Here is a 19,529-nt window from a genome sequence, read left to right as displayed (position 1 = left end):
TATGGCAATTGTAAAACCATTTAAAGCTGTTAGAGCCACTCGAGATAAAGTCGCTTTAGTATCTTCTAAATCGTACGAAATTTATACCCCTGCGGAAATTGGAGCTAAACTCGATTTTAATCCATACACTTTTTTACATGTAATTAACCCTGGTTATAAATATCATAAACAAGATGTAACAGGAGAACAACGCTTTAAATTGGTACACAATCGTTATTTAGAATTTAAAGAAAATGAAGTCTTCAAACAAGATGAAGCTCCAGGGTATTATGTATATCAAAAAATAACTCCAAATGATAATTTCTGTGGAATAATTGCAGCAACCTCTGTTGAAGATTATCATAATGAAGTTATTAAAAAGCATGAAGACACTTTAAAAGAACGTGAATTACTGTTTGAAAACTATCTAAAAAACACAGGTTTTAATGCAGAACCTGTACTACTCACCTATCCTGATAATACTGTTATTAATTCTATTGTAAAAAAATATCAAAAAAAAAGAGCTGAGTATGAGTTCTCTACATCTGATAAGGATTTACATTTTTTATGGGTGATAAGTGATGAAAAAGATGTTGAAGAAATAGCTAAAGCGTTTAAAGATGTTAACACCTTATATATTGCAGATGGGCATCATCGTTCAACATCTTCGTGTTTGTTGGCACAAAACTTAGCTGAGAACAATCCTGAGCACACAGGAAAAGAAGACTATAACTTTTTCATGAGCTACTTATTACCTGAAAGTCAGGTGAAAATTTATGAATTCAATAGATTTATAAGAGATTTAAACGGATTAACTCCTGAAGAACTTTTAATGGAACTTGACACGCATTTTAGAATTGAAAACCGTGGACAAGAACTTTATAGACCTAAAGAAAAGCATCATTTTAGTATGTACTTAAATGGTGAGTTTTATGCATTGTATTTACGCAAATCTGCTTATAATTTTACCGATTGTTTAAGCGAATTAGATGCTTATATTTTATACACAACTGTACTAGAACCTATTTTAGGAATTGAGGATATTAGAAACGCTTCTAAAATTGTATACTCACAAGATAAATCTGACGGATTAGAGCTAAAAACAAAAGTAGATAGTGGTGAGTTTAAAGTTTCTTTTGGAATGTTACCCACTAACATTCAAGAACTAAAAACTATTGTTGATGCTGGTTTAATGATGCCGCCGAAAACAACCTATATAGAACCTAAGTTAAGAAGTGCTTTAACTATTTACGAGTTTTAGTGTAAAGTCTGATAAACAATTATTATGATTACAGGAATTAAAGAAAATCTTCAAAAAATAAAATCAACACTACCAGAAAATGTAACGTTAGTTGCTGTTTCTAAAACCAAACCTATTGCTGATTTACAAGAAGCTTATGATGCTGGTCAGCGTATATTTGGTGAAAATAAAATACAAGAAATGGTAGCTAAATACGATGAATTACCTAAAGACATAAAATGGCACATGATTGGCCATTTACAACGTAATAAGGTAAAGTATATGGCACATTTTGTTGATTTAATTCATGGTGTAGATAGCTTTAAAACATTAAAAGAAATAGATAAGCAAGCTAAAAAACATAATAGAGTTATCAATTGTTTGTTACAAGCTCGAATTGCTAAAGAAGATACCAAATTTGGACTACCTTTTACTGATATTGAAGATATTTTAGCTTCAGAAGAATTCAAAGAGTTAAAAAATGTAAAAATAGTAGGCTTAATGGGAATGGCCACTTTTACAGACAACCAAGAACAATTACAAGAGGAGTTTTCATCATTAGCTAATTTCTTCAATAAAAATCAGGAAAAATACCCCGATTTATCAATTCTTTCAATGGGTATGAGCGGTGATTATGAGTTAGCCATACAAAATGGCAGTACTATGGTACGAATAGGAAGCTCTATTTTTGGAGTTAGAAATTATATTGCTTAGATTTACATAAATCAGCTAAAAAAAAGGGAGAGATTTGTACGCTATTTTAGACATTGAAACTACTGGAGGAAAATATAACGAGGAAGGAATTACTGAAATTGCCATCTATAAATATGACGGACATCAAGTTATAGATCAATTCATTAGCCTTGTGAATCCAGAAAGAGAAATTCAAGAGTTTGTTGTAAAACTTACAGGAATTAATAATAAAATGCTACGAAATGCACCTAAGTTTTATGAAGTAGCGAAAAGAATTATTGAAATAACCCAAGATTGTTTCATTGTAGCACACAATGCTAATTTTGATTACCGCATTCTTCGTACTGAATTTGATAGGTTAGGTTATAAATACAAACGCAATACACTTTGTACAGTTACTTTAAGTAAGAAACTTATACCTGAATCTCCATCACATAGCCTTGGAAAACTATGTAAGTTTTTAGGAATTCCTATGTCAGATCGTCACAGAGCTACAGGTGACGCTTTAGCCACTGTACAATTATTTAAATTATTAATAGATAAAGATGTTGAAAAGAATATTATTCAACAATCCATAAAATATTTTGATAATAGACACGAAAAATTTCGTATTCAAAGAATATTAGATAGCTTACCTGAAAAAGAAGGTGTTTTTTATGTTCATAATCATGAAGGAGCTATCATTTTTGTTGGTAGAGGTAAAAACATAAAACAAGAAACTAATAAACTCTTTTTAAAAGAAACTAGAAAAGCTTTGAAAGTAATAAAAAGAGTAGCTAGGGTTTCCTACGAAGAAACAGGGAATATGCTTTTTACGCGTTTAAAATACCATTTAGAACTCGAAAAACTACGACCTAAGTACAATATTATACGAAAAAGAAAGATTACAGATAGAAGCTTTAATCATGATAATATGCTTGTCATAGATAAAGGTAGAACCCCTGAAGAACACGCTGTAATTTTAATTGAAAAAAACGAAGTTGTAGGATATACATATACCAATCTTGCATTTCAAGAAAACCAGTTGTCTATTCTAAAATCAATGCTCACTCCTATTGAGCACAAAGAACTAGCTAAAACAATAATAAAAAACTATTTACTAAAAAATAAAGTGTCTAAAATAGTACGATTACAAGTTGAAAATAATTTGTAATATTGCTATAAAGCATTCAAAAAAACTAATCTTTTGGATAAAAAAACACTTAATTGGAGGGATAAATTACATGAAGTAATCTACGAAGCAGACACACCTGCTGGTAGACTATTTGATATCGTTTTATTATTTGCAATTTTAGCAAGTATTATATTAGTAATGCTTGAAAGTGTAGAAAGCTTTGATAATAAGCATCATGATTTCTTATATATTTCTGAATGGATTATTACTTTCTTTTTTTCAATTGAATATATCCTTCGAATTATTTCAATAAAAAAACCAACAAAATATATTTTTAGCTTTTATGGTATTATAGATTTACTTTCTACCATTCCTATGTACTTAACGTTCTTTTTTGTGGGTACACATAGTAGCTTAATAGCTTTGAGAGCATTGCGCCTATTAAGAGTTTTTAGAATTTTAAAAGTATCTAGATACATTGGAGAATCAAATCAATTAATCAAAGCTTTGAACGCGAGTAAAGCTAAGATTGGGGTATTTCTTTATTTTGTATTGATTATCTGTATCATTTTAGGATCTGTGATGTATTTTATTGAAGGAGCAGAAAACGGTTTTACAAGCATACCTAGAAGTATTTATTGGTCAATAGTAACACTTACAACTGTTGGTTATGGAGATATTGCTCCTCAAACCGCTTTAGGACAGTTCATTGCGAGTATTACTGTAATTATTGGTTATGCTATTATTGCAATTCCTACAGGAATAGTAAGTTCTGAAATGACTAAAAATAAGGTGCATCTAAATACACAATCTTGCCCAAATTGTTCTTATGAAGGTCATAAAGATGATGCAGATTTTTGTTATCATTGCGGAACAAAACTGAACTAAATGTCACAAAAAAACACGTTAATTACAATTGTTGGAGCTACGGCTATTGGTAAAACAGCACTAAGCATTAAACTAGCTCAACATTTTAATTGTGATATTATTTCGTGTGACTCTCGTCAATTTTATAAGGAAATGACCATAGGAACAGCGGTTCCTGAACCTGAAGAATTAACTGCTGCTCCACATCATTTTATCCAAAACAGAAGTGTTTTTGATGATTATTCAGTAGGTCAGTTTGAAAAAGATGCTTTAGCTAAGTTAGATGAGTTATTTTCCCAAAAACCTATTCAAATCATGGTAGGCGGAAGTGGTTTGTATGTAGATGCTGTTTTAAAAGGATTAGACTATTTTCCTGATGTAGATCCACAAATAAGAATAGATTTAACTATCGAATTAGAAAATAAAGGAATAGAATATCTTCAAAAAAAATTAAAAGAACTTGATATTGAAGCTTACAATACGATTGCTATTGACAACCCACATCGATTAATCCGTGCCTTAGAGATTTGTATAGGAACAGGAAAAACATATAGTTCTTTTAAAAACAAACCAAAAACTCCTCGTAATTTTCAAACTATAAAAATTGGATTGACAGCCGATAGAGAAATTATGTACGACCGTATTAATCGTCGTGTAGATATTATGATTGAAAAAGGTTTGATAGAAGAAGCTAAAAAACTATATCCTCATAAAAGCCTAAACGCATTACAAACAGTAGGATATAGAGAGTTATTTGAATATTTTGAAGGTAACTTTACTAAAGAATTTGCTATTGAGGAAATTAAGAAGAATTCAAGAAGGTTTGCTAAACGACAAGGAACATGGTTTCGTAAAGATCCAAACATTTTATGGTTTGATTTTCAAGAAGATGTTCAAAATATTATAAAAACTATTGAAAATAAACTTTAACGCTTTTTAAGAACACTAAAAAAATCACTTTTTTATATTTGTCAAAAACAGAAATACATGAAACTAAAAATCACTTTTATACTAGCCTTATTTTTTATCGGATTTTCAAATGCTCAAACTAAAGTTGGAACGGTAAATAGCGAATTAATTATTAGTAAAATGCCACAAATCAAAGGAGTTTTACAACGAGTAGAAAATTATGGTAAAAAACTAGATTCTAGTTTTCAAATAAAAGCGTCTGAATATAAAGCTAAAGTAGATTCTTTTAAGGCTGAAGAAAAAATTATGACAGATGCTGATAAAAAAACTCGAATTAAAGAAATACAACAGTTAGAGTTAGACATGGCTAAGTTCCGTAAAAATGGAGGAGCTATGATACAGCTTCAAAAAGATCAAAGTTTACGTCCTTTATATAAAAAGTTGAGCGAAGTAATTGCAGAAGTAGCAAAAGCTAACGGGTATACACAAGTTTTAACTACTACTGGAAATGAATTTGGATACATTGATGAGCGTTTTGATATCACACAATTAGTACTAGATAAGTTAGGAATTAAAGAGTAATTCTTTTATGTATCAAAAACAAAAAGACTTACAATTACAATACGAAGGATTTTTAAAAACACCTTTTCTATGGCATGGAAAAGGTGTTTTTAATTTAGAACAATTTCCTATTTTAATAACTCGAACAAGTTCGTTTAACCAAGAGATTACACAAAAATTACGTTTAGGGAAATTGGTAGAACGTTTTGTTTCATTTGAATTAAATCAAGACACTTCTGTATCAATTCTTGCTGAGAACATTCAAATTCAAAAAGAAAAAATTACTGTAGGTGAATTAGATTGTTTATTGTTGAAAAATAAGAAACCAATTCATTTAGAAATTATATATAAGTTCTACTTATATGATGCTTATGTTGGTAATTCTGAAGTTGAGCATTGGATTGGACCAAACCGACGAGATTCTCTTATTCAAAAGCTAACTAAGCTTCAAGAAAAACAATTACCACTACTCTACTCCAATCATACTAAAACTTATTTAGATAAATTAAAGTTGAGTGTAGATAAAATAATACAACAAGTATATTTTAAAGCACAATTATTTGTTCCTTTAAAAGACTTCGGAAAAAACTTTAAACAACTAAATAATGAGTGTATTTACGGGTTTTACATCTATCCGAAAGAGTTACCACAATTTTCCGATTGTAAATTCTATATTCCAACTAAACATAACTGGTTAATAAATCCACATTCAAATATTAACTGGTTAACTTTTAAAGCCTTTCAAAATAAACTTCACCAATTTTTAAATGAAGAAAATGCTCCTCTTTGTTGGTTGAAAAAACCAAATGGTGAACTTTTTAAGTTTTTTGTGGTTTGGTGGGATAATTAATGTATTTCAAATTACTTATTAAATTTGCCCACTAAAAATCTATGAAATATTTCAAACCCTCTTTTTTACTTCTATTTACTTTAATCACATTCACATCTTGTTTTGAAGTCGAAGAAAACATACTTTCTTGTGTTGATGTAGACATAGCTTTTGAAGATGATTATTATAAATTAGAAGCTGAAGTTTATTCGAGTAAGTATATAGAAGTTAACCTAATAAATGAATGTGACTTAGATACAAGAGTTACTGGAATAAAAGTTGAAGGTCAACACCGTGAAGACTTTCAGGTTAAAGGTCTATCAATAGGTACAAATATAACAACAGCAACTTACTTTGATGTTGTTTTTACTCCTACACATATAGGTACTAGAGATGTAATTATTGTAATAAAGCACGAGCTAGGAGAATTGGTAATTAACTTATCAGGTGAAGGAATATAACTTTTAGTAATAAAAAACGCTTAGAAATGATTTTCTAAGCGTTCTATTTATTGTAAATTAAGACTATTCACTATCTTCTTTTTCTTCTATTTTATTTATATACTCTAGATCTCTAGTATTTTTTTGTACAGAAATGGCTGCATAAATACTTAAAGAAAAAGACATTGCATAAAATCCTTTTTCACTTAATAATAAGTTTGCATTCCATAATCCAACTACGAGTAAAACTATAGAAGCAATGGTTGTAAACCAGCTAATACTATAGTAAATTTCTGTTACTTTTATTCCTTCTAACCTATCTCTAACAGATTTTTGAACAGATATTACTGAGAATAACGCGAACAATAAAACCGTAAAATAATAACCTTTTTCATTAAGTTCCATCTCTACGTTCCATAAACCAATACAATAAGAAGAAATTCCTATTAGTAATGCTACCCATGACGCACCAATGTAGGCTGAAGTTGGTTTTTGATTGTATACTTTTAATGTTTTCTTTTTTTCTTTCTTTGTTTTCTTGTTTTGATCTAACGACCATTCTGATTGATTATTCATAACTTTTAGTTTTTAATTATGCTCAAAAATGCTTCATTTTGAAAGATTCATAAAAACATTATTAATAAAAATCTAACGATATAATTCACAAATTAAACTTAATAATCGCTATATTTACTAATGAAAATACAATTATATATAACGATTAAATGAATCAACTTCATAGTATAATCTCTTCTTTTTCTATAGAAGAACAGCAACGTTTTATGTTATTTTTAGAAAAGAGGAACAAAAGAGTAGATACCAAAAACATTCAATTGTTTAAAATAGCTCAAAAAGGAGAAACTTCTACAAAATTTATTTGTGAAGAATTATACGGTACTCAAAAAAAAGAAGCTTTTTATACGCTCAAGCAACGTTTGTATGAATCGTTAATTGATTTTATAGCCAATAATAAAATCCAAGGAGAAAACTCTGTAGACATGCTTTTGATAAAGTATATTTTAGCTGCTAGAGATTTTTTACTTCATAAAAACAACAAAGCAGCTTATAAAATTTTAGATAAAGCCGAAGTAATTGCAAAGGAATATCAACTATTTTCTATTTTAAATGAAATATATCATACCAAAATTCAGTATGCACATACCAATCCCAATATAAACTTAAATGAAACTATTACATACTTCAAAGAAAATCAAAGAAACCTTTTTTTAGAAGAAGAACTAAATATTATATATGCAAAAGTTAGAAACACATTAAAAGTAAGTCCACATAAAAAGAACTTAGATTTTTATTCATTAATAAATACACTTTTTGAAGAACATCAAATTAATGTACAACAAGATTTATCTTTTAAATCTCTTTATCAACTGATTTCCATCGTTAACATTTCAGCTTTTATACATAAAGATTATTTAAAAACGGAAATCTTTTTAACCGAGACTTATCGCCTACTGAATGAAAAAAAAGGAAAAGAAAAACAGGTATTCTATCATATTAGGGTTTTGTATTTAATTGCTAATACTCTTTTTAGAAATAAAAAATTCAAAGAATCATTAGAGTATTTAAATAGTATGCACTCTTATATGTTACAGAATAAAAAAAAGTTTTTTAATAGTTTTTATTTGAACTATACCCTATTATTAGCTCTAAATTATAACTACACTAATAATCAAGAAATTGCTATTAAATTATTAGAAACTGTTTTGAAAAAAAAGCATTCTGATATAAAAACTATTTTAGAAATAAAATTAAGCCTAATTACATTTTATTTTCAGAGTAATGAGTTTAGGAAAGCTTTGCAATTATATAATACGTTTTATCATTCAGATCAATGGTATATTGATAAAGCTGGAATTGAATGGACTGTAAAAAAGAATTTAATTGAAATTCTATTACATTTAGAATTACAAAATATAGATTTATTTGAATCTAGATTATTAAGTTTTAAACGAAAACATATTCAGTTTTTACTAGAGATTAATCAAGAAAGAGTAATCACATTTTTAAAATTAGTTGAACAGTATTATAAAAACCCAGATATAGTAACTACTCCTGATTTTTTCAACTTAGTAGAGAATTCATTTGTTTTTGTTGGAGCTAAACAAGAAGATATTTTTGTAATGAGTTTCTATGCTTGGTTAAAAAGTAAAATGACACAACAACCTATTTATGACGTTACTTCAGCTTTAATAAAAGAAGTACAACTTCAAAGTCCACACTAAAAACTTTAATTTTTTAATATTAGAAAACAACTCTTTCTTTAAGAATATAAAGTTAAACTGCTTATACTTTTTGTGGTTTAGAAGTTACTTTCAATTTTGATATTCGCTTTCTTGATGTAATAAAATAAACTCCTGATAATAAAACTACTGAAGCAACAATAGATTGAGTTGTTAAGGTTTCATCTAGAAAATACCATCCTAAAAATAAGGCTACAACTGGATTTACATACGCTGATGTTGATACTTTTTCCGTTGGAACAATTTTTAATAAATAATTAAAAGATGTAAATGCAACAATACTTCCGAAAACAATTAACAAAAACATAGCTCCTTGCGCTTTAAAAGACCAATCTAAAGGAGAAGACCAAGTTTCTTTTAATAAAACAGAACCTATAAAGAGAAAAAGTCCTGCAAAAAGCATTTGATAACCTGTACTTACAAAGAAGTTTTTAGGAAGCTTAGCTTTGGCTACAAAAACACTACCGTAACTCCAACTTAATACACATGAAAAAATCATAAAGATTCCTATTAGCATATCTTTTGATGTCGTAATTTCATTTTGACTTACTAACAAATACATTCCTATAATTCCTAAAACGACTCCAATAATGGATTGTCTCTGCATCTTCTTTCCATCAATTAAACGTAGTAGTAACAATACAAATAAAGGTTGTGTTGCCGCTAACAAAGCACCAAAACCACTATCTACAAACTTTAATGCCCACACAAACATCCCGTTTCCATACACTAAAAAAAGAAAACCAGCTATCGCAGAATTTAAAAGTTGCTTTTTAGTCACTTTTATTTCTCTTTTTAAAAGTTTAGCTATTAGCATGATTAGCGCTCCCGATATAGAAAAACGAATGGCTGCTAATAACAATGGAGAAACCTCAGTAACAACAATTTTATTTAGCAAATAGGTTGATCCCCAAATAACATAAATAGCTATAAAAGCAGCTATAACAAGCGGTTTAGATTCTTTCATTTTATCTATATTCTAATGTGCTAAAAGTACGATAAAACCTTTTTGCTTGTTCTTGAAAAAGAAAAAATCGTTTGAAAATATTTTCAAACGATTTTTTATTAAACACTCACTATTTAATAGTTATAATTTTGCAAATAATTTTTCTGCTACTAATTCAGATGATGCTGGATTTTGTCCGGTGATTAAGTTTCCGTCTTCAATCACATATTCTTGCCAATCTCCTGCTTTGCTATAAATTCCACCATTATTTTTTAGTTCATCTTCTACTAAAAACGGTACAATTGAAGTTAATTGCACTGCATCTTCTTCTGTATTAGAAAAACCTGTTACTTTTTTATCTTTAACTAAAGGATCTCCATTTACTTTAGCGTCTTTTAATACAATAGGTGCATGACAAACTGCTCCTACTGGTTTATTGTTTATATAAAAAGTTTCTATTAAAGCTACAGAATCTTTATTTTCAGCTAAATCCCATAAAGGTCCATGTCCTCCAGGGTAAAAAATTGCATCATAATCACCTTCTTTAACTTCACTCAATTTCATTGTGTTTGCCAATAAAGCTTGAAGTTCTTCATCTTTATTGAAACGATGTGTAGCTGGTGTTTGAAAATCTGGTTCGTTACTTTTTGGATCAATTGGTGGTTGTCCTCCTTTTGGAGATGCTAAAGTTACTTCTACTCCTTTATCTTTTAATAAATAATAAGGAGCTGCAAATTCTTCAATCCAAAACCCTGTTTTTTCTCCTGTATTCCCTAATTCTTCATGACTAGTAAGTACAAATACTACTTTTTTCATATTATTTCTATTTTTAAGTTACCTCAAAATTAGTATATGAAAGGTGAAAAAAAATTGATGTATGGTAATAAAGACCTTTATAAAGTTTCTTTTCGTATTCTACTTAAACTTTCTGTTGTTATTCCTAGGTAAGATGCTAAATGATAATTTTTAATTTGCTGCTCTATATTTGGATAGGTTTGTAAAAATAAATAATACCTTTCTTTAGCTGATAATACTAAGTTGTTCAGAATTCTTTTTTGAAACCTTACTGTTGAGCGTTCTAACTTTTTTCTAAAAAAATGTTCTATTTTGGGTACTTTTTCATAGATACTATCCAAATCACTCTTGGCTACTTTTAACACAGTAGCATCTGTAATACACTCAATAGAAAGTACAGATTCTGATTCGGAAAAATAACCTATGTAATCACTAATCCACCAGTCGTTAATAGCAAATTGTATTGTATGCTCTTTTCCTTTAGCATCCATAAAAAACGTTCGTAAACAACCTTTTACTACATAATATTGGTAGTATACTTTTTCATTCGTTTGTAATATGGTATCGCCTTTTTTATACGTTACTTCCGAAAAAATACTCTCAACTACTTTTAACTCTTCATTTTCTAGCTGAAGGTCTTTAAATACATTACTAACAGATGTACTCATTATAAAAACATTATAGCAACCCTTCTAAATAGTGTTGCTCAATTTGATAAGCTTCTTTTAAATCTAAAATTTTAGCTTCAATACGTTTTTTATCTACTTTTTTAGATGACTTAGCACCAATTAGCATTACATTTTTACGCGTGTGCTCATTGCTTATAAACTCAAAAACCTTGGTAGTATAATTGTTTTTCTCTAAAATTAAAGCACGAATGGTATCGGTAACCATTTCAAACTGACGTTCCTTAAAAATTCCATATTTTAATAAAGGGCTCTCCTGCTCTTTTCCTTTTACTTGCTGACGGATTTGTTTATGACAGCACGGAGCACAAACAATCAATTCTGCTTTTGAAACCAAACCTTTGTAAATAGCATCATCGGTAGCTGTATCACAAGCATGTAAAGCAATTAAAATATCTATTTTATTGTTATCGTATTCCTGAATTGGTTGTGCTACAAATAGTAATCCTTTAAAATCACACTTTTTGGCAATATCATTACAATAATCAACTAAACTCTGGCGTAACTCAATACCTGTTACACTGGCAGTATATCCTTTTTGATTGACCAAATAATCGTACAAAGCAAAAGTTAAATAGCCTTTTCCTGAGCCCATATCTACAATATTGATATGCTTAGGTAATTTAACTGATTGTATTTGAGCTTCAATAATCTCTAAATACTTGTTAATTTGACGGTATTTATCCGCCATTTTAGGAATTACTTTTCCTTCTTTATCCGTTACACCTAAATGATATAAATATTCGCTGTTTTCAGCTCTTTTTTCTTTGGGCTTATCGTGAGTTTCTGGTAATTTATTTTTAAAACTTGGTTGTGTAGTTTTATAGCTTACCTTCTTCTTCTTAGAAATAAACACCAACAAATCATTTTCTAATGTAAATAATGTCGCCGCTCTAAACTTTTCTGAAAGTAAATGAGTTAATTCTTCAATACTTTCTTCAAACGAATAGTTTTTTGTTTGATCATTTGTTTTATAACGATATAAAAACTGAAAACAAACGTCTCCTTTCAACGTTATCTGGCGAACGTATACATTCGATAATTCATCACTTTTACGAATTGGTTTACTTAAAGTTAATTTTACAAAATTATTTTTTTGTACGCTATTTTGAAACTCAGTAAACAGTTGATGTAAGGCTTCTTTCATATTACAAAAATAGGCAATCGAATTTGTTTAATAACAAATAAAAAGTACTATCATTTCCATTAAAACTGCAACGCTAAATAAAAGTTATCGTTTCTATTAAAACAAATAATGAAATACTATGAAGAAATTAATCACACTTTTTACCCTTTTACTATTGTTTTTTAGTTTTTCTTATTCTAATCAAAAGAAAGAGAAGAATACAGCTACCATTAAAAATGAAATTGACTCTTATTTAACAAAAGCTATGGAGCTACATAATATTCCTGGATTAGCTTTAGCAGTAATTAAAAATGATGAAATAGTTTATAAAAATTATTTAGGCAAATCATCATTAGAGAATAATAAACCAGTTGATGAAAATACACTGTTCAGAGTTTTTTCAGCGACAAAACTTATAACTTCCACAGGAATATTTCAGCTTATACAAAACAAACAGCTAAGTTTAGAAGACAAAATTTCAAAATACATAAGTGATTTACCACAACAATGGCAAGAGATAAAAGTTAAAAATTTACTAAGTCATTCTTCTGGTTTACCAGATATTATAAGATATAAAAGTACATTAACTGATGAAGAATTAATGGAAAAACTATTCAATGACAAAATGAATTTTACTATTGGAAAACAGTTTCAATACAATCAAACAAATTATTGGTTACTGGCTCAAATTATAGAGAAAATTACAAGAATGTCTTTCGATGATTATATTATTAAAAATCAGTTTGATAATTCTACAAATGGAGTTTTATTTTCTTCTAACTCGCTAGAAAATATTCCAAATCGTGCTACAAGATATTTTTATAATGAAAAGACAAAAGAATTTGAAAAAGACACAAATAATAGTGGTGTAAGAGGACATTCAGGAAACGGGCTAAACATCACTCTTGATAAATTTATTGAGTGGAACAAGAAATTGGACGACGATATCTTGTTAAGTGGTAAGATTAAAACAGAAATGTGGGAACCTTTTAGTTTTACGAATCAAAAAGACCATTTTTTACATGGTTGGAATAGCATTCAAGTAAATGGATTAAACTCTTATGGGTTTTCGGGTGGAAATTTAGCTGCTTTTAGAAAATTCATAGATAATAATACAACGATTATTTTATTGTCTAACGGTTATAAAATACCAGCTTACAACATTATTATTAATGATATAGCTAGAATTTCAATCCCTGAACTTAAAGCAAAAAAATTAGCAAAGGAGGAAGATGTTATGAATTTTGTTACTCGTCATCAATTTAACGAAGCTATTCAATCATTCAAAAAGTTAAAAGAAGAAAATCCAAATTCAGACTTTGATAACTTAAAATGGAATATTAACAGTATAGGTAATTCTTATATTTATAGTAAAAATAACATTGAAAATGCTATTGATGTATTTAAATTTAACGCCGAAGTTAATCCTAATTGGTGGGTATCAAAAGCTAGTTTAGCTGAAGCTTATGAAATGAAAAATGATAGTCTTAAGGCAATTAAAAACTATAAAAAAGCAATTCTACTCAATGAAAACAATGAATGGAATTATAATGAGCAAATGAAAAACAAAATTGCAGAATTAAAAAATAAATAAGATAATAAGCCTATCAATGACTGAACTTAGTATTTAAAAATTCAGTCATTTTTTTTAATACTCGTTTCTTGTAACATTTTTTATTCTAAAACGTCTACAAGAAAACTAAACTGCATGAAATATCTAAAAATTAGTAATTTATTATTACTCCTAACAGTATCGTTTTTATTTCTTAACTGTACAAAAAACAACAAAACTAAAATTGAAAAAGAAAACAATACCTACGTTATAAAAAACGTCAATGTAGTACCTATGACAGAAAATAATAATGTTATTGAAAATGCTACAGTGGTAATTCACAATAACAAAATAGAGTCTATAAATGATTCTGTCCCTTCTGAAGCAACAATTATTGATGGAAATGATAAATGGCTTATTCCTGGACTAATTGATATGCACGTACATACGCTGAGCAATGGCAGCTTTTCTCAAGGATATGCAACTAGAGGTTCTACAGTAAACTTTAACACACAGAACTTAATGACTCCATACATAGCAAACGGAGTGACTACAATATTTGAGTTAAGTGGAAGGCTTGGACACTTTTCACAAAGAGATAAAATAATGGAAAAAAGTGTTATTGGACCTCGTATGGCAATAGCTGCTGTAATTGATGGTAAAGGCAATGAAATAAAAGCTACGACTCCTATAGAAGGAAGACAATCGGTTAGAAATGCTAAAGGTTTAGGTTATAGGTTTATAAAAGTTTATACATGGTTAAACGAAGAAACTTTTAAAGCTGTTATTGATGAAGCTGAAAAACAAAACATGAAAGTTGTTGGCCATATTCCTACAACTTTTGAAGGAAAACCCGCTGAAGATTTATTTGTACCACATTTCGGACTCATTGCACATGCTGAAGAATTATCTAAACAAACGAATGATTATAGTTATGAAAAAGCGCAAGAATTTGCTCGCTTAGCTAAAGAAAATAATACTTGGTTAATTCCGAATTTATCTAACATGGTTTGGATTTTAAATCAGGCTAAATCACCAGAAAAAATTCAAAACCTACCAAGTTTAAAGTATGTACACCCATTAATGCAGAGTAAATGGTTAAACTCGAATCGTTTTTCTGGATCTTCTCCTAAATTAATTGAATTCTTTAACAAACAAAAAGATTTTCATAAAAAGATTGTTAAAGCTTTTAAAGAAGAAGGTGTGCCTATGCTCGCAGGAACAGATGCTGGTATTTCTGGAATTGTTTGGGGATTTTCTCTTCATGATGAATTGGAATTATTAGTAGAAGCTGGATTAACAACTGAAGAAGCCTTAGCTTCTACAACTAGATTACCTGCTGAATGGCTAGAAATCGGCGATAAAATTGGTACTATTGAAACAGGAAAGTTTGCTGATTTAATTTTTTTAGATAAAAATCCATTAGAAAATATTAATAACACACGTACAATATCAGGTGTATTTGTCGATGGAAAATGGCTTGATAAAACTAAAATCGATACTATGCTCTTAAAAGTAGCTAATTGGAATAATACCAACAAAGAAAAATTTCAATGGAAAAATAGGAAGGAATTATAGTTCTATAAGTAATGATATATAATATTACAAACCAAATATAGTTCTTATACCTGGTTTGTAATATACTAACCAACTTAATCAATTTCTACTTTTTAAAATATCTTCTATATCAGTAATCGTAAAACCTTTGGCTTTTAATAAAATTAAATAGTGATATAATAAATCGGCAGCCTCGTTTTTAAATAATTCATCATTGTTGTCTTTCGCTTCAATAACTACTTCTACAGCCTCCTCTCCTACTTTTTGAGCTACTTTGTTAATTCCTCTTTTATAAAGTTTATTAGTATAAGACGTTTCAACATTATTATCTATTCTGTCAGAAATGATACTTTCTAATGAATACAAAAAACCTTTAGGTGTTTCCTCACCAAAGCAAGAAGTGGTTCCTTTATGACAAGTAGGTCCTTCGGGAGTAGCTTTAATCAACAAAGTATCATTATCACAATCTATTAGAATATCTTTTACCCATAAAAAGTTTCCTGATTCCTCACCTTTTGTCCAAAGTCTATTTTTACTTCGGCTATAAAAAGTAACTTTTCCTTCTTTTTTCGTTTTAGTAAAGGCTTCTTCATTCATGTACCCTAACATTAGTACTTGTAAGGTGATATTATTTTGTATTACTACTGGAACCAACCCATTTCCTTTTGAAAAATCTATATTCATCGTATAGCTATGTTTTGTTTTTTTAATTCGTTTTTTAGTTCGGGTACCGGTATTTCACCAAAGTGAAAGATACTAGCAGCCAATCCTGCACTGGCTTCTGTTTTTGTAAAAACTTCTATAAAGTGCTCTACCTTTCCTGCACCACCAGAGGCAATCACAGGAATATTTACAGTTTTACTTACCGCGTTAGTTACTTCAATATCAAATCCGTTTTTGGTACCATCACTATTCATAGAAGTTAATAATATTTCACCAGCACCTAATTTTTCTACCTCTTTTGCCCAACTCACTGTTTCTAATTCGGTTTCAAAAGTGCCTCCTTTAGTGAACACTTTCCAATTACCATTTACATTTTTAGTATCAATGGCAACCACAACAAACTGGCTTCCGAATCGATTTTTTAAATCACTTATTAATTGCGGATTTTTTACTGCGGAAGAATTGATACTTACTTTATCGGCTCCTGCTTGTATTAAGGCCACTGCATCTTCAACAGTACTAATACCACCACCAACAGTAAATGGAATATTAATCTCTTGTGCAATTGTTTTTACCAACTCAACTAATGTTTTTCTGTTTTCTAAGGTGGCTGTAATATCTAAAAACACCAATTCATCTGCTCCTTGTTTTACATATTGTTTTGCTAATTCTACTGGATCTCCTGCATCCTTAATATCAATAAAATTAACTCCCTTTACAGTTCGTCCGTTTTTTATATCCAAACATGGGATAATTCTTTTCTTTAACATCTCTTAGCTTATAAATTCTTGTAATTCTTTTAAACTTATATTTCCTTCATAAATAGCTTTACCTACAATGGCTCCTTCACAACCAATTTCTTTTAATCGATGTAAATCATTGATATTGGCTACTCCTCCACTCGCTATTAAGTTTACTGAGGTTTTACTCAAAATTTCTAAATATAAATCTAAAGAAGCGCCTTGTAACATTCCATCTTTAGCTACATCTGTACAAATAGTATTTGCAATACCTATTTCTTGATATTCACTTATAAATTCAACAACATCAACTTCTGAGGTTTGCAACCAACCATTGGTCGCAATTTTTCTGTCTTTACAATCTGCTCCCAAGATTATTTTATCCGCACCATATTTAGTTAACCATCCAATAAAAACATCTGGATCCTTTACCGCTATACTTCCTCCTGTTATTTGATTTGCTCCACTTTCAAATGCTATTCGAGCATCTTCATCTGATTTTAGACCTCCTCCAAAATCAATTTTTAAATTGGTTTTCGTTGCTATTTGTTCTAATACTTTGTGGTTTATAATTCGACTAGATTTTGCGCCATCTAAATCAACAACATGTAAGTATTCTATTCCGTTTGTCTCAAACTCTTTCGCTACTTCTAACGGGTTCTCGTTGTATATTTTTTTGGTATTGTAGTCACCTTTAGTTAAACGAACACATTTTCCTTCTATAATATCTATTGCGGGTATAATTCTCATTTTAATCTCTTTTATAACTCTAAAAAATTCTTCAATAATTGCTCTCCAACATCTGCTGATTTTTCTGGGTGAAATTGCATTGCATAAAAATTATCTTGCTTCATGACAGTACTGAACGGAAGAATATAATCGCAGGTTGCCAATGTATTTTTAGTTACTTCTGCATAATACCCATGAACGTAGTATACATCATCTTCTAGAGCTATGTTTGTAAACAGTTTAGATGATTTTAATTCAGAAAAATTATTCCACCCCATATGTGGTACTTTTTCTTTTGGTGGAAACTGTTTTGTACGCGCATCAAAAATGCCCAAACATTTGGTACCTCCTTCTTCTGAATATGTACACATTAGTTGTAGTCCTAGACAAATTCCTAGTACAGGTTGTTTTAAGGAAACAATTAATTCATCAAGATTTCTTTCTTTTAAGTATTGCATTGCTGAACTAGCTTCTCCAACTCCTGGAAATATTACTTTATCTGCCGATTGTATTTCTTCTGGACTATCAGTAATAATACTTTCATACCCCAAGCGAGTTAACGCATTTTGTACCGATCTTATATTACCTGCATTATATTTTATAATAGCTATCATATTTTAATTATGAATGATGAATTTTTAATTACAAATTATTATCTCAGACTATTGAGTAATTCATAATTTTTAATTCGTAATTGATTACAAAACTCCTTTTGTTGATGGTAAGACCATCTTCTCTACATCTCTTTTTATAGCTACTTTTATAGCTTTTGCAAAAGCTTTGAAAATAGCTTCTATTTTGTGATGTTCGTTAGTACCTTCTGCTTTGATATTTAAATTACATTTAGCACCGTCTGTAAACGACTTAAAGAAGTGATAAAACATTTCCGTAGGCATTTTACCTATCATTTCTCGTTTAAAATCAGCTTCCCAAACCAACCAGTTTCTTCCACCAAAATCAATGGCTACTTGCGCTAAACAATCATCCATTGGCAAACAGAACCCGTAACGTTCAATACCTAGTTTGTTTCCTAAAGCTTTGTAAAAAACTTCACCTAAAGCGATTGCTGTGTCTTCAATAGTGTGGTGTTCATCTACCTCTAAATCACCTTTTACTTGTATATTCAGATCCATTTGACCATGACGCGCTATTTGATCTAACATATGATCGAAAAAAGCAATACCTGTATCAATCGTACTTTTCCCGGTTCCATCTAAATTTACTTCTATTTTTATTTGAGTTTCATTGGTGTTTCTTTCAATAGAGGCAGAACGTTCTTCCAACTTTAAAAACTCATAAATCGTGTTCCAATCGTTACTCTCTAAAGCTATAAAATCGTCTAGTTCCTCTCTTTTTACAGTAATTTCATCAGTTCCTAAATTCGTTTCATCATTGATGTAAATTCCTTGAGCACCCAAATTTTTAGCGAGTTCTACATCGGTTAAACGGTCACCAATCACAAAAGAGTTTTTCAAGTCATACTCTTTAGAGAAGTATTTTGTTAATAAGCCTGTGTTTGGTTTTCTTGTAGGTTGATTGTCTTTAGCAAAGGTTCTATCAATGATTTCCTCTGCGAACTCAATACCTTCTTCTTTTAAAGTATTCATCACAAAGTTGTGTACTGGCCAAAACGTGTTTTCTGGATATGCTTCCGTTCCTAATCCATCTTGATTAGTGACTAACACTAATTCAAAATCGAGTTCTTTGGCTATTTTACTCAATCCTTGAAAAACTTTCGGATAGAATTGTAATTTCTCAAATGAATCTGTTTGTTCATCTGCTGGTTCTTTGATTAAGGTACCATCTCTATCTATAAATAATATTTTTTTCATCGTCTTTTTAAAA

Annotated in this window: 21 protein-coding genes; 11 read left to right on the top strand and 10 right to left on the bottom strand. The window is 29.5% G+C overall.

The annotated features are described in order from the left end of the window. Position 1 precedes the first annotated feature (1 nt). The 8 genes from VCM48_RS01965 to VCM48_RS01930 are packed head-to-tail and all read left to right on the top strand — an operon-like array spanning position 2 to position 6,653. Positions 2-1,240: a DUF1015 domain-containing protein gene (locus tag VCM48_RS01965; RefSeq protein WP_482271422.1), complete on the top strand. Its 1,239-nt coding sequence runs from the start codon at positions 2-4 to the stop codon at positions 1,238-1,240. Between the two features lie 24 nt (positions 1,241-1,264). Beyond that, positions 1,265-1,933: a YggS family pyridoxal phosphate-dependent enzyme gene (locus VCM48_RS01960; RefSeq protein WP_099214440.1), complete on the top strand. Its 669-nt coding sequence runs from the start codon at positions 1,265-1,267 to the stop codon at positions 1,931-1,933. Between the two features lie 34 nt (positions 1,934-1,967). Then, on the top strand, positions 1,968-3,065 hold the full coding sequence (locus tag VCM48_RS01955) for an exonuclease domain-containing protein (protein WP_482271421.1): 1,098 nt from the start codon (positions 1,968-1,970) through the stop codon (positions 3,063-3,065). 33 nt (positions 3,066-3,098) lie between these two features. Next, positions 3,099-3,914, top strand: a complete 816-nt coding sequence (locus VCM48_RS01950) for an ion transporter (RefSeq protein WP_482271420.1) — start codon at positions 3,099-3,101, stop codon at positions 3,912-3,914. Continuing rightward, on the top strand, positions 3,915-4,823 hold the full coding sequence (gene miaA / locus VCM48_RS01945; protein WP_482271419.1) for a tRNA (adenosine(37)-N6)-dimethylallyltransferase MiaA: 909 nt from the start codon (positions 3,915-3,917) through the stop codon (positions 4,821-4,823). Positions 4,824-4,880: 57 nt separating this feature from the next. After that, positions 4,881-5,384 (top strand): OmpH/Skp family outer membrane protein, encoded by a 504-nt coding sequence (locus tag VCM48_RS01940; RefSeq protein ID WP_482271418.1) that lies wholly within the window; start codon positions 4,881-4,883, stop codon positions 5,382-5,384. Positions 5,385-5,391: 7 nt separating this feature from the next. Then, positions 5,392-6,213: a DUF1853 family protein gene (locus VCM48_RS01935; protein WP_482271417.1), complete on the top strand. Its 822-nt coding sequence runs from the start codon at positions 5,392-5,394 to the stop codon at positions 6,211-6,213. Positions 6,214-6,254: 41 nt separating this feature from the next. Then, entirely contained in the window at positions 6,255-6,653 is a 399-nt protein-coding gene (locus tag VCM48_RS01930; RefSeq protein ID WP_482271416.1) for a hypothetical protein, read from the top strand. A gap of 63 nt (positions 6,654-6,716) precedes the next feature. Here VCM48_RS01930 and yiaA read toward each other — a convergent pair whose 3' ends face one another. Further along, on the bottom strand, positions 6,717-7,208 hold the full coding sequence (gene yiaA / locus VCM48_RS01925; protein ID WP_482271415.1) for an inner membrane protein YiaA: 492 nt from the start codon (positions 7,206-7,208) through the stop codon (positions 6,717-6,719). Positions 7,209-7,357: 149 nt separating this feature from the next. Here yiaA and VCM48_RS01920 point away from each other — a divergent pair, with 149 nt between their 5' ends. Beyond that, positions 7,358-8,872: a hypothetical protein gene (locus VCM48_RS01920; protein ID WP_482271414.1), complete on the top strand. Its 1,515-nt coding sequence runs from the start codon at positions 7,358-7,360 to the stop codon at positions 8,870-8,872. Positions 8,873-8,933: 61 nt separating this feature from the next. Here the strand turns inward: VCM48_RS01920 and VCM48_RS01915 are convergent, their stop codons facing one another. From VCM48_RS01915 to VCM48_RS01900, 4 genes are all read right to left on the bottom strand, one after another. Continuing rightward, the gene (locus VCM48_RS01915; protein ID WP_440121510.1) at positions 8,934-9,857 is read right to left on the bottom strand and encodes an EamA family transporter; all 924 of its coding nucleotides are present in this window, start codon (positions 9,855-9,857) and stop codon (positions 8,934-8,936) included. Between the two features lie 120 nt (positions 9,858-9,977). Continuing rightward, positions 9,978-10,652: a type 1 glutamine amidotransferase domain-containing protein gene (locus tag VCM48_RS01910; RefSeq protein ID WP_482271413.1), complete on the bottom strand. Its 675-nt coding sequence runs from the start codon at positions 10,650-10,652 to the stop codon at positions 9,978-9,980. Between the two features lie 77 nt (positions 10,653-10,729). Next, entirely contained in the window at positions 10,730-11,299 is a 570-nt protein-coding gene (locus tag VCM48_RS01905; RefSeq protein WP_482271412.1) for a Crp/Fnr family transcriptional regulator, read from the bottom strand. Positions 11,300-11,309: 10 nt separating this feature from the next. Beyond that, positions 11,310-12,464, bottom strand: a complete 1,155-nt coding sequence (locus VCM48_RS01900) for a class I SAM-dependent methyltransferase (RefSeq protein WP_482271411.1) — start codon at positions 12,462-12,464, stop codon at positions 11,310-11,312. Between the two features lie 118 nt (positions 12,465-12,582). On the opposite strand from VCM48_RS01900, the gene VCM48_RS01895 reads away from it, so the two are divergent. Both VCM48_RS01895 and VCM48_RS01890 read left to right on the top strand, forming a co-directional pair. After that, the gene (locus VCM48_RS01895) at positions 12,583-14,037 is read left to right on the top strand and encodes a serine hydrolase domain-containing protein (RefSeq protein ID WP_482271410.1); all 1,455 of its coding nucleotides are present in this window, start codon (positions 12,583-12,585) and stop codon (positions 14,035-14,037) included. Between the two features lie 114 nt (positions 14,038-14,151). Next, a complete protein-coding gene (locus VCM48_RS01890; RefSeq protein WP_482271409.1) occupies positions 14,152-15,573 on the top strand; it encodes an amidohydrolase family protein in 1,422 nt (473 codons plus the stop codon). 78 nt (positions 15,574-15,651) lie between these two features. On the opposite strand, the gene hisIE is transcribed toward VCM48_RS01890, so the two are convergent. The 5 genes from hisIE to hisB form a co-directional block, all read right to left on the bottom strand. Beyond that, complete coding sequence (gene hisIE / locus VCM48_RS01885; protein WP_482271408.1) at positions 15,652-16,236, bottom strand: bifunctional phosphoribosyl-AMP cyclohydrolase/phosphoribosyl-ATP diphosphatase HisIE; 585 nt, start codon at positions 16,234-16,236, stop codon at positions 15,652-15,654. Beyond that, positions 16,233-16,985 carry an imidazole glycerol phosphate synthase subunit HisF gene (hisF, locus tag VCM48_RS01880; protein WP_482271407.1) on the bottom strand — a complete coding sequence of 251 codons (753 nt, stop codon included), beginning with the start codon at positions 16,983-16,985 and terminating at the stop codon, positions 16,233-16,235. The genes hisIE and hisF overlap by 4 nt, the downstream gene beginning before the upstream one ends. Before the next feature lie 3 nt (positions 16,986-16,988). Next, a complete protein-coding gene (gene hisA / locus VCM48_RS01875; protein WP_482271406.1) occupies positions 16,989-17,705 on the bottom strand; it encodes a 1-(5-phosphoribosyl)-5-[(5-phosphoribosylamino)methylideneamino]imidazole-4-carboxamide isomerase in 717 nt (238 codons plus the stop codon). An 11-nt stretch (positions 17,706-17,716) separates the two neighbouring features. Further along, positions 17,717-18,298, bottom strand: coding sequence for an imidazole glycerol phosphate synthase subunit HisH (gene hisH, locus VCM48_RS01870; RefSeq protein WP_482271405.1), 582 nt, complete (start codon positions 18,296-18,298; stop codon positions 17,717-17,719). An 84-nt stretch (positions 18,299-18,382) separates the two neighbouring features. Continuing rightward, on the bottom strand, positions 18,383-19,516 hold the full coding sequence (gene hisB, locus VCM48_RS01865; RefSeq protein ID WP_482271404.1) for a bifunctional histidinol-phosphatase/imidazoleglycerol-phosphate dehydratase HisB: 1,134 nt from the start codon (positions 19,514-19,516) through the stop codon (positions 18,383-18,385). Positions 19,517-19,529 lie beyond the last annotated feature (13 nt).

The organism is Tenacibaculum sp. DPLXC6 (assembly GCF_056815515.1).
Note: the sequence above shows the minus strand (reverse complement) of the source record. Positions and strands in the feature narration are given on the sequence as shown.